The organism is Acidisphaera rubrifaciens HS-AP3, from assembly GCF_000964365.1.
Lineage (GTDB): Bacteria > Pseudomonadota > Alphaproteobacteria > Acetobacterales > Acetobacteraceae > Acidisphaera > Acidisphaera rubrifaciens.
The window spans coordinates 1-324 of record NZ_BANB01001183.1 but is presented as its reverse complement, the minus strand read 5'-3'; the positions used below and the strand labels follow the sequence as shown (position 1 = coordinate 324).

Here is a 324-nt window from a genome sequence, read left to right as displayed (position 1 = left end):
ACGCCCGGCGCGGCGTGCTCTTCGACACCTTCGCACGCTACTATGGCCGAGACGACGCGCCCGTGCTGGTGTGGCGCGGCTCGACGGCGGACATGAACGCCACCATAGACCCGGCGCTGATCGAGGCAGCGTATGCCGCCGACCCGGACAGTGCGGCAGCCGAGTTCGGGGCCGAGTTCCGTTCTGATATAGCGGCGTTCATATCGCGCGATGCGGTCGAAGCCGTCACCGCGTCGGGTGCGCGCGAGCTGCCGCCCGGCGGCGGTTTGGGTTACGTGGCCTTCGTTGATCCGTCCGGCGGTTCGGCGGACTCGATGACGCTCG

General features: G+C 69.1%; 1 pseudogene. It reads left to right on the top strand.

Annotated features, from left to right (window positions below):
• Positions 1–14: 14 nt before the first annotated feature.
• A pseudogene (locus B8460_RS20585) lies at positions 15–324 on the top strand (hypothetical protein); the annotation flags it as partial.